General features: G+C 40.3%; 9 protein-coding genes. 7 read left to right on the top strand and 2 right to left on the bottom strand.

Going from position 1 to position 10,985, the window contains the following annotated elements; all coding sequences use genetic code 11:
• The first annotated feature begins 99 nt into the window (after nucleotides 1–99).
• On the top strand, nucleotides 100–582 hold the full coding sequence (locus AC1F2U_RS32240) for a hypothetical protein (protein WP_480264845.1): 483 nt from the start codon (nucleotides 100–102) through the stop codon (nucleotides 580–582).
• Nucleotides 583–1,108: 526 nt separating this feature from the next.
• On the opposite strand, the gene uvrB is transcribed toward AC1F2U_RS32240, so the two are convergent.
• A complete protein-coding gene (gene uvrB, locus AC1F2U_RS32235) occupies nucleotides 1,109–3,106 on the bottom strand; it encodes an excinuclease ABC subunit UvrB (RefSeq protein ID WP_480264844.1) in 1,998 nt (665 codons plus the stop codon).
• 253 nt (nucleotides 3,107–3,359) lie between these two features.
• On the opposite strand from uvrB, the gene AC1F2U_RS32230 reads away from it, so the two are divergent.
• The 4 genes from AC1F2U_RS32230 to AC1F2U_RS32215 all read left to right on the top strand — a co-directional run bounded on the left by AC1F2U_RS32230 (nucleotide 3,360) and on the right by AC1F2U_RS32215 (nucleotide 7,440).
• On the top strand, nucleotides 3,360–3,812 hold the full coding sequence (locus AC1F2U_RS32230; protein WP_480264843.1) for a hypothetical protein: 453 nt from the start codon (nucleotides 3,360–3,362) through the stop codon (nucleotides 3,810–3,812).
• 343 nt (nucleotides 3,813–4,155) lie between these two features.
• Nucleotides 4,156–4,338, top strand: coding sequence for a CsbD family protein (locus AC1F2U_RS32225; protein WP_334871846.1), 183 nt, complete (start codon nucleotides 4,156–4,158; stop codon nucleotides 4,336–4,338).
• 718 nt (nucleotides 4,339–5,056) lie between these two features.
• On the top strand, nucleotides 5,057–5,695 hold the full coding sequence (locus AC1F2U_RS32220) for a histidine phosphatase family protein (RefSeq protein WP_334900746.1): 639 nt from the start codon (nucleotides 5,057–5,059) through the stop codon (nucleotides 5,693–5,695).
• A 617-nt stretch (nucleotides 5,696–6,312) separates the two neighbouring features.
• Complete coding sequence (locus tag AC1F2U_RS32215) at nucleotides 6,313–7,440, top strand: succinylglutamate desuccinylase/aspartoacylase family protein (protein WP_480264842.1); 1,128 nt, start codon at nucleotides 6,313–6,315, stop codon at nucleotides 7,438–7,440.
• A 172-nt stretch (nucleotides 7,441–7,612) separates the two neighbouring features.
• Here the strand turns inward: AC1F2U_RS32215 and AC1F2U_RS32210 are convergent, their stop codons facing one another.
• A complete protein-coding gene (locus AC1F2U_RS32210; RefSeq protein WP_480264847.1) occupies nucleotides 7,613–8,695 on the bottom strand; it encodes an ATP-dependent 6-phosphofructokinase in 1,083 nt (360 codons plus the stop codon).
• A gap of 429 nt (nucleotides 8,696–9,124) precedes the next feature.
• Between AC1F2U_RS32210 and era the strand changes: the two genes are divergently transcribed.
• Both era and AC1F2U_RS32200 read left to right on the top strand, forming a co-directional pair.
• Nucleotides 9,125–10,099: a GTPase Era gene (gene era, locus AC1F2U_RS32205; protein WP_480264841.1), complete on the top strand. Its 975-nt coding sequence runs from the start codon at nucleotides 9,125–9,127 to the stop codon at nucleotides 10,097–10,099.
• A gap of 104 nt (nucleotides 10,100–10,203) precedes the next feature.
• Nucleotides 10,204–10,881, top strand: coding sequence for a response regulator (locus AC1F2U_RS32200; protein WP_104908984.1), 678 nt, complete (start codon nucleotides 10,204–10,206; stop codon nucleotides 10,879–10,881).
• Nucleotides 10,882–10,985: the final 104 nt, after the last annotated feature.

The raw sequence follows: 10,985 nt of genomic DNA, 5'->3' as shown, positions 1-10,985 counted from the left end.
AGTGAACCACGAGTCCGTAAACGTCGCCCAAAAATTTATCCTTTGATGACCAAACCCCGGCATGAATTACGAAATCTTTTGAAAACTGCTTAACCACAATTGTTTCAGCTTTTCTTAGTGCCATTCGTACATTATGACAGTGGGATCGCCAGCCTGAATAGCGCACTTGGCTACGATGTTTCGCGCTTTGATCCAGACGGCCCCTTACCGGAAATCCCGCAGACTAACGCCGGAAAGACCTCACGAGAACGAGTGATAGCGCTGGCACAACGCGAGAACCTGACCATTCGACAGCTAGCTCAACGCATCGGCAGTTACGGCGGGCTGGCCTTCGTCGGCACGCCCCAAACGATCGCCGATGATATGGAGCAATGGCTGACAGAGGAAGGGTCTGATGGCTTCAACGTTATGTTCCCTTTTCTTCCTGAAGGGTTGAATGACTTTGTAGACAAGGTTGTGCCAGAACTGCAACGACGGGGGATTTTCCGCCATGACTATGAGGGCAAGACGCTGCGCGAAAATTTGGGACTGGCACGCCCCGCCAACCGCTTCTTCCAGACCACTACTGCGTCTGTCAGCTAGACATCACACAACAATGTGATGAAAATCTCTTTTCCCAGTCAAAATCATGCCAACCTGTATGTTTTTCCCTAGCCCAACCAAGTCAGCTAGTAATAACCTGGGTCGAAGTTGTTCTAGCGATCGCGACGTGCTTCAGCAAAAATTTTTCCGACAGCAATTCCCGCCTGCGTGTAAGGAATCCAATCATTTGTGTATTATCAGAAAGGTGTGATTGCACGTGCTCTCCGTCAAGCTAATGAGTATGGTGGTGCACTGATAATAGCTGCTACTGGATTTGGTTCAAGCCTAGTTAGTCATAAGTTAAGAAGGCTAACACTAACGTGAGTTCGGCGACGAATTAAAAAGTAGCTGGTGCTAATAAATATTAGCTGAGTTTGTCAATCAAATTCTGAAAACGAAAACGTCCATACTAGTTCTAACAATCTATCTGTTTCAAGATGATGCATCAGCCTAATGCCGGAGTTGAACCACACCTCCGGCTAAACGTAATTCATATTATTAGGTATTGGTCAGCAGAAGATTCACGTTAACGTCCTAACATTTTATCTCGCAGATGTTTAATGCGATCGCGCAATTTTGCCGCCTCTTCAAATTCTAGTTTCTTCGCCGCTTCTTTCATCTGCGCTTCTAACAGAGTAATCAATTGGGGAATCTGTTCTAATGGCAGTTCATCTAGATGTTCATCTACAACTTTTAAATCAGTTGCATTTAACCGCCGAGATACATCTAAAAAAGCCAAAATCGCATTACTTGATTTTTTCACAATCGGTTGTGGTGTAATTCCATGCAGTAGATTATGTGCTGTTTGAATACCACGTCGCCTGTCTGTTTCATCAATAGCTTTAATCATGCTACCTGTCAGATTATCGGCATACAAAATTGCTTGTCCCTGAATGTGACGCGCGGCTCTACCAATAGTTTGAATTAAGGAACGCTCGGTTCGCAAAAAACCTTCTTTATCTGCATCCATAATTGCTACTAAAGAAACTTCAGGTAAATCCAAACCTTCCCGCAGCAAATTTACGCCAACTAATACATCAAATTTCCCCTCGCGCAAGTTCTGCAAAATCTCGATGCGCTCAATAGAAGTAATTTCGGAATGTAAATATCGTACCCTGATACCGTGGTCTTGCAAATATTCGGTTAAATCTTCCGCCATCCGCTTAGTTAATGTGGTAATTAACACTCGTTCATGGCGGTCGGCTCTATCTTTGATTTCGCCTAACAAATCATCAATTTGTCCTTCTGTGGGACGTACTGAAATTTCTGGATCGACCACCCCAGTTGGTCGTATCACTTGCTCAACTACATGATCTTCAGAAACTTCTATTTCCCAATTTCCAGGAGTTGCTGAAACGAAAATACACTGATTTACTTTTTGCCAGAATTCCTCGGCTTTTAAAGGACGGTTATCAGCAGCACTAGGAAGCCGAAATCCATGTTCAATTAAAACTTTTTTTCTCGCTTGATCGCCGTTATACATGCCGCGAATTTGTGGCACTGTAACGTGAGATTCATCAATAACTAATAGCCAATCTTTGGGAAAATAATCAATTAAACATTCTGGTGGATCGCCAGCTTGTCTTCCTGCTAAGTGACGGGAATAGTTTTCGACACCGTTGCAATAACCGACTTCGCGCAGCATTTCTAGGTCATAGCGTGTACGTTGATCTATGCGTTGCGCTTCTAATAATTTGCCAGCTTGTTCTAAGTCTAGTTTTTGCTGTTTTAACTCCGCTGCAATATCATGACAAGCTAATTCTAAGCGTTCTTCTGGGGTGACAAAGTGACGCGCAGGGTAGACATTTACGGCTTCCAAACTTTTGAGAATTTCACCTGTCACCGGATCGATATAGCGAATTGCGTCAATTTCATCACCAAAGAATTCGACGCGAATAATTCGGTCTTCATAAGCTGGGCCAATTTCTAAAACATCACCCCGAACGCGAAATTTTCCCCGGCCCATTTCGATGTCGTTACGGCTGTATTGAACATTTGCCAAATCTCGTAAAATTTGACGCTGATTTACTTCCATACCTATCTGAAGAGGGATGGCAGCTTTCAGATATTCTGCTGGCATTCCTAAACCGTAGATGCAACTGATGGAAGCAACGACAATGACATCACGACGTTCAAAAAGCGATCGCGTCGCTGAATGTCGCAACATATCTATTTCATCATTAATTGCCGCCGTTTTTTCAATATAAGTATCGGTGACGGGAATATAAGCTTCTGGCTGATAATAATCGTAGTAACTGACAAAATACTCGACTGCGTTATTGGGGAAGAAATCCCGCAACTCGTTACAAAGTTGTGCGGCGAGGGTTTTATTATGTGCCAGAACTAAAGTAGGCTTGCCAATTTTCTCAATAACTGCTGCTACCGAAAATGTTTTGCCAGTTCCAGTGGCTCCTAGTAAAGTTTGGTAACGATTGCCTGATTGGATACTAGCAGAAAGTTGGGCGATCGCTTGTGGTTGATCGCCTGTGGGACTAAAGGGAGCTTGAAGACAAAATTCTGTCATACAGTTTTGCTGTAAATACCCTATCTCATGGTGAAGATTCCGCTCTGTATCTATTGTAGCTGGGTTATTAAACCAAATAAATAGTAATAATTATTTACAAAACTTATTGCTTTAAATTTACTTATGTATTAGTTTTAAAGATTCTTATATCTATATGAGGTTTTTTAAGGTTAAACTCTAAGGTATATGGGAAAAAATTTCATCTTTCCTTAATTATTGTAAAATTCAGTTAACAAACTAGAGGTGTTCGTTTATGACTATTAGCAACGCTGGCAAAGCAACCAGTTCTCGGCAGAAGTATGCCAAGTCTAAAGAAGAAGTTGAAAATCAACAAGACCAGAGCTTGAATGCAGATAAAGCCGAGGAAGTTAATGAACTGCCAGTAGGAGCTTCTGGAACACTCGCCATTTCTGGAATTCGTCCCATAGGCGCTAGCGACTTAGAAGTTGCTGAACACCTTTCAATTTCTGGGGTGCGTCCCGTTAGCACTAGTACATTAGAAGTAGTTGAAACCTATAACGCAATGGGTATTCGTCCAATTGGCGCTAATACATTCCAAGTTGTTGAAAGTATTAACCTCTCTGGGATTCGTCCAGTTGCCTCAAGTTCATTGGTAATTTCTGACAGTTATTCCACCTTCGGGAATCGTCCCATAGCACCAAATGAGATTGACAATTCTGAAAGCCTAATGGGTTTTCTAGATTAAACAAAAAACATCCTCATAACTTTATTAACCCATTTTCTATACGAAACTGGGTTTTTTTATTTAAAAAGTAGAAATTACCATCTGTGACATTTGTTCTATGTCTTTTAGCATAGGTAACTAAACTATTCTCACTTTATTTGATATCCAACTAACAGCCAGAACGCTTACTACAACTAACTTACTTAGTTACTAATACCAATTACGAATTACGAATTATTGAATCTACCTTGTGGTGGAAGGCTTTAGCAAAAACTTTAAGTTATTGTGTAAAGGTAATAACAAACAGTTTCAAAGTTAGTTTATAGCTTTGAAATTAATTTTGAATTGAATCAGGAGTATCAAAATGAGCATAGAAGATCGCGCAAAGGCTGCTGCTAAAAATGTTGAAGGTAAAGCCCAAGAAGCATTAGGAAACGTTACTGGAGATCCAGAAGATAAAGCGAAAGGTAAAGCGAAACAAGCTGAAAGTGAAGTACGTCATGGTATTGAAGACGTAAAAGATGGTGTCAAGAAAAATATTGACTAACAATTCATGATTTTTTTGCAGAAACTCTAGGGATATTAATGGGGTAGATTCCTTTTTTGCAGAAAAATGTGAGTTGTTTCAAAATCAAGCTAAACTTTTGTGAGATTCCCTAAACAAGGGCTAGAGAATAGAGTATCAGCTTGATTGGCAGAGTTTTTGTAGAGACGTAATTATTTACGTCTCTACACTTTTCAAAAAAGATTATTTTAAAGTTTAGATAGAACTATCTATCTATATTTATTATTTTGGTAAGCTAGCTTTGAAGGTTTATAGTAAATTCCTTAATGATTATTTGAAAATCTTTGAAAATTATTTAATTATAAATAGGATTTACGCAAAAATTGCTAAAAAGCTTAATTTATCGAACCGCCATCGCGCTTCGCGTTCGCTTTAGCGTCTCTGAAAGAGAAGCGTCTCGAAGAGAAGAGCGCCGAGAATTCGTAGAGTGTGCGTAAGTCCTAATAAATTTAAACAAACAAACTTACAATAACCTGAGTTTGATATAACTTACACATTTGGGATGCTCCCAAATCAAGTGACTGCTGATGATATTAGCAAAGTAGTGTTATGTCTACGATGGGCGTAGCTGCGGTAACTTTCTTAATCTTAAGATTATTCTAAGGATCGTGAAATTGTAGTAATATAACACGGGCATTAACTATCTTCAGCTACATCTGATTGTTAATGCTCTTAAATTTACAATCGATGAGAATATACCGTGAGCCTAACTCTTTATTTGCTCCGTCACGGACAGACAGAATGCAGTCGCAATAATTCCTTTTGCGGTTCCATAGACTCAGAACTTACCCCAGAAGGGTTGGATATGGCAAATGCTTTTGCTGACGCATATACTTCTAAGGATTGGACAGCAATATTTTGTAGTCCTATGCGGCGAACTGTATTGACAGCAAAACCTTTGTGTGAAGCAATAAAGATAGAACCACAACTTAGAGATGGTTTAAAAGAAATCAACTATGGCTTGTGGGAAGGAAAAACGCCAGAAGTAATTAGCCGTGAATATCACGATGATTATATTCGCTGGTCAGCAGATCCGGCTTGGAATGCTCCCACTGGTGGAGAAATGGCTGTGACAATTGCTTCTCGCGCCTTGCAGGTAATTGAAGAAATTAAACAAAATTATACTAGTGGCAATGTTTTAGTTGTTTCGCACAAAGCAACTATCAGAATTATTCTGTGTAGTTTACTGGGGATTGATGTAGGACGCTTCCGTTTTCGTTTGGGATGCCCTGTTGCTTCGGTGAGTATTGTAGAATTTAGCTCACATGGGCCCCTGTTAAAGGTTTTGGCAGATCATAGTCATTTGAATGAGCAGTTGCGAAATTTACCTGGTACATAAGGGGAGTTAGGAGTTAGGAGAGACGCGATTAATCGCGTCTGTACAAAAGTTAGGAGTTATTATTTTTACCTTGCTCTCCCTCGCTATCTGGCCCCGACAATTGTTGCGATCGCAGTTATAAGTGAATGTCTTGTCGTCACCAACATTACAACATTAAGGCTTAAGGTTACGAGATTAAGGCTTAACGCTATAACATTAAGGCTTAAGGTTACGACATTAAGCCTTAACATTACAACATTAATCACCAGCGTCATAAGATTAAGGCTTAAGGTTACGACATTAAGCCTTAACATTACAACTTTTTGACAAAAGCTTATGCGATCGCTCTTTAGGGTAGTGCGCTCTGTGCGATCGCAAGCAATACTTAAATAAAACTTATGAATGATTTGACTTGGCAATAAATCTTGCACTGCACCTACAACTCTGTTTCTAGCCTATCTCGCGCTGTCCAAATTGCCTCGCGCACCTCTCCCACGCACTCTTCACCCGTCGCCTCGCGCCAAATGGTTAGAAACTGGCTTTCACCCAGAAGCGCAGAGATGCAGATTCAGTTTTTGTAGGTTTTAATTCAGTACAGATACAGCGATAATGTAATCAAATTATCAGCCAATTATTTTATGCTGCCAGTTATTGAGACTATTGTATTACGTCAAATGGCTTCGGGCGATCGCCTATCCTTACAACTATACAAATTCATTGGCGCTCAACCTGGTAAGAAGGTTTATATTCAATCTAATCTGCACGGTGCAGAAATTGCTGGTAATGGCGTTATTCACCAGCTAATTGAGTTTTTATTAACAATAAATGATACAGATTTAACTGGAGAAATTTGGTTAGTTCCCGTTTGTAATCCAATGGGGACGAATGAACGCGCTCATCATTTTTCCCCTGGACGTTACTGCGTTTACGAAGCTAAAGACTGGAATCGCATATTTTGGGATTACGAAAAAGAAGCTGATGATTTAGTAGCTTTTGCTAAATCTCAACTTCATATCGATCTAGAGGTCGTTCGAGAAAATTATCTAACTATAATTAAGCAACAATTTGCGAAAATTTTAGAAAAAATTAATTCTTCTAGTGCAGTGCCATATACTGAGCTTTTTGGTTACAAGCTACAAAACCTGAGTTTAGATGCAGACTATTTAATTGATTTACATAGTTCTACCAATCAAGCTTTAGACTACCTTTATTACTTCCGAAATCGAGAAGACAGTGCCAAATACTTTCTACTCGATTTTGGAATTTTGCTTAATAAATACGATGGTGATGCTTTTGATGAAGCTTTTATCAAACCTTGGTTAGCACTGGAAGCTTGTTTTAAAGAGTTGGGTAGAGATATCAAGTTTGATGTGGAAGCTTGGACGCTAGAATTAGGAACAGGAATGCAAATAAATCCTGATTCAGTATCCAAAGGTGTACGGGGTGTGAAAAACTATTTAGTACAAAAAGGTGTATTACAAATTCCTAATTTATCGGATGACATAAAAACCCATGAGATGACTTTTGCATCTAGTAGCAATCGGAAAAAATATTATGCGATCGCAGGTGGGATGATTCAATCCAGAATAGAATTAGGCACTTTAGTAAAAACTGGAGACAAACTCTATCAAATTCTCAGTTTTAATAAAGAAGGTCAACTTCCTACTGTAATTGATGTCTGCGCTCAACATGATGGATTAGTTTATGATGTCGCAACCAATCAAGCTGTGAATGAAGGCGAATTTGTATTGGGAGTTATTAATTAGGGCATGGGGTATTGGGCATAGATATTCATGTAATTGTCATCACATACTAAACATGAAAATTTTTTCCCTAAATCATCACAAAGACGCGATAAATCGCCGTCTCTACAATAATTAGTTTTTTGTAGAGACGGCGATTCATCGCGTCTCTTGCCTTAACCGAACAGTATTGAGTTTAGTCTCCCAAATAAATACTCATACCACGAGCGGTTTTAACTAAAGTACCATTGGGATCGACAGCGCTATATTGAGCGATCGCTTCTGTAATGGGTACACTTAATACTTGGCGATTTTGCCATGTCACCATGCGATCGTATCGCTCTTCGGCAATTAGATTAACCGCCGCTACGCCAAAGGCTGTTGCAACTAATCTATCTAGTGGTGAAGCAGTTCCACCCCGTTGAATGTGTCCTAAAACTGTGACTCGCGTTTCTACACCAATGTGCTGAATAATTTCATCGGCTAAATATTCGCCAATTCCACCGTATCGAGATTGACCTAAGCGATTGGTAATCGTCACATTTTCCCCGTCTTGGTTACGAACTGCTTCAGAAACAATAATCAAACAATAGTTTTTGCCTTTTTCTTGGCGTTCTTTGATTTTGTAGCAAATGTGTTCAACTGTATAAGGTATTTCGGGAATTAAAATTACATTTGCTCCCCCCGCAATTCCCGCAGCTATTGCTATGTGTCCGGCATCACGACCCATTACTTCCAAAATCATGACTCGGCTATGACTTGCAGCAGTAAAATGTAATCTATCTAGTGCTTCTGTGGCAATATTTACTGCTGTATCAAAACCGATGGCGTGTTCGGTAACGCCAATATCGTTATCAATGGTTTTGGGAATACCTACTAAATTAATACCGCCTTGTTGAGCGAGGCGACGCAAAATTGCCAAGCTACCATCGCCGCCGATACCAATCAAAGCGTCTAAACCTAGTTGATGATAACCTGCAATAATTTCTTCAGAGCGATCGCATAAACTTCCATCCGCCATCGGAAAAGCAAAGGGGTCGCCTTTATTGGTTGTCCCCAACATTGTGCCACCCGCAGTTAACAACGAGTCAACTCGATCGACTTCCAGCTTGGTGAATTGTGGCGGACGCGCCATTAATCCTAGAGTTGCTTGACGAATTCCCAAAACTTCCCAGCCGTAAGTATTTACAGCACAATTTACTACAGCCCTAATCACAGCATTTAAGCCAGAACAATCACCTCCACTCGTAAGAATTCCTATGCGTTTGGGTTCTCCCAGATTTTTGATTGACATTTTGATCCAAATGTATATGTTAAGTAGTCGATGAAATTTAAGCCAAAGTTAGAAGCAGATTAAACTTAAGCAAAAGTCATCCCTGTTAATGCCAAAGTAATTTTATGTTTCTTTTGTATCAAAAAACAAAACAAAATCTAAAAATTCAGCAACTCTTGAGCCAGAAGTTAGAATTTATGTGCGTTTAGTACGATCGCCGATGAAATGAGGTAAACTTGGAGTTTAATTTTTTTAATATTCTGACTACTGAATTCTGACTCCTGAATACTACAACTAAGGTTATCTCAGCTGTAAAATATAAGTGTAGAGCCGGTAGTAGATTAAACCTCGGCAAAAGCAATCCCTAAAAATGCCAGGGTAATTTTATGCCTATTTTGTGTCTAAGAAAAAATCAAGTTATCCCAGCTATAAAATATGAGGGTGGAGCCAAAGGTGACTAGTATTGAAAATTACAACTTCTCTTTTTCAGGAGAAGTAGCAATTCCCCAGGCTCCTCCTGAATTCAAATCAGGTTTTATCGGCATTGTTGGTCGTCCAAATGTCGGTAAATCTACTTTGATGAATCAGTTAGTAGGACAGAAAATTGCCATTACATCACCAGTAGCACAAACAACACGTAACCGTTTGCGCGGTGTATTAACTACACCAGAAGCGCAGTTAATATTTGTAGATACGCCAGGAATTCATAAGCCCCATCATCAATTGGGCGAAGTCTTGGTGCAAAATGCCAAAATTGCCATTGAATCGGTAGATGTAGTGTTATTTGTGGTAGATGGATCTGTGGCTTGTGGATCGGGCGATCGCTATATTGCCGAATTGCTCAGTCGCAGCAAAACACCAGTGATTTTGGGTGTGAACAAAACCGACCAACAACCGACTGATTCGCAGTTTCTAGATGATAGTTACGCTCAGATGGCCCAATCTCATGAATGGAAAATCGTGAAATTTTCTGCTAAGACTAGTACAGGATTACCGCAACTTCAAGAATTATTAATTGAACATTTAGAAATTGGGCCATTATATTATCCTCCAGACTTGGTAACTGACCAGCCAGAACGCTTTATTATGGGTGAATTAATCCGAGAACAAATTTTATTATTGACTCGTGAAGAAGTACCCCATTCAGTTGCGATCGCCATTGACTTAGTAGAAGAAACTCCCAGTATTACCCGTGTACTTGCTACCATCAACGTCGAGCGTGATTCTCAAAAAGGCATACTCATTGGCAAAGGTGGAGCAATGCTCAAAGCAATTGGTAGTGAAGCCCGCGAACAAATCCAAAAATTAATCGCTGGCAAAGTTTATCTAGAATTGTTTGTGAAAGTTCAGCCAAAATGGCGGCAGTCGCGGGTTAGTTTAGCAGAGTTAGGCTATCGCGTGGAAGAATAATAATTGGTCATTTGTCATTAGTCATTAGTCATTGGCAAGCAAAAGACAAAGGACAAATGACAAAAGACAAAGGACAAATGACTAATGACTCTTAATTAATAAAAATGTCTTTAGATACTCGCTATCCCTTAAATTTACCCGTCAATGCTCCGCCCTTGCGCGTGTTAATTGTCGAAGACGATCCGATGATGCAACTGGGATTAGAGCAATCGTTGATGGCTCATCCTCAGTTAGAGATTGTTGGACAAGCTGAAGATGGTTATTTGGGAGTTCAAGCTGCACTGCAACTGAAACCTGATTTGGTGGTTATGGATATTGGATTGCCGCGATTGGATGGCATTGCCGCAACACAGCAAATTAAGGCGGCGCTGCCAGCAACTCATGTGGTGATGCTGACATCTCATCAAACGGAGACAGAAATTATTGCGGCACTGTCTAGCGGTGCAGATGCATATTGTATCAAAGGTGCAAGTGTGGAAAGATTGTTAAGTGCGATCGCAGCCGCAGTTGATGGTGCAGCCTATCTCGATCCCCAAATTGCGCGGCGAGTCATTGATAATCTCAAACCGCCTTCACCCACCACCAACACCGCTAACTTATCTGGGCGGGAGTTAGAAGTATTAAAGCTGATGGTAGACGGGTTGAGTAATCCCGAAATTGCCGAAAAACTCTATCTCAGTCCTAACACCATCAAAACTCATGTTCGGGGAATTATGAATAAATTAGCAGTGGACGATCGCGTGCAAGCAGCAGTTGTGGCACTACGTTCCGGGTTGGTTTGACATCAGAAGCAATCCAAATATTTACTATTGAATATCTGGATCGATGTGCATAGCGATTCCTACTCTATATGTAACTTTCAAAATACTAAATGCCAACCTTTGGG

Source organism: Nostoc sp. LEGE 12454 (genome assembly GCF_056620565.1).
Note: the sequence above shows the minus strand (reverse complement) of the source record. Positions and strands in the feature narration are given on the sequence as shown.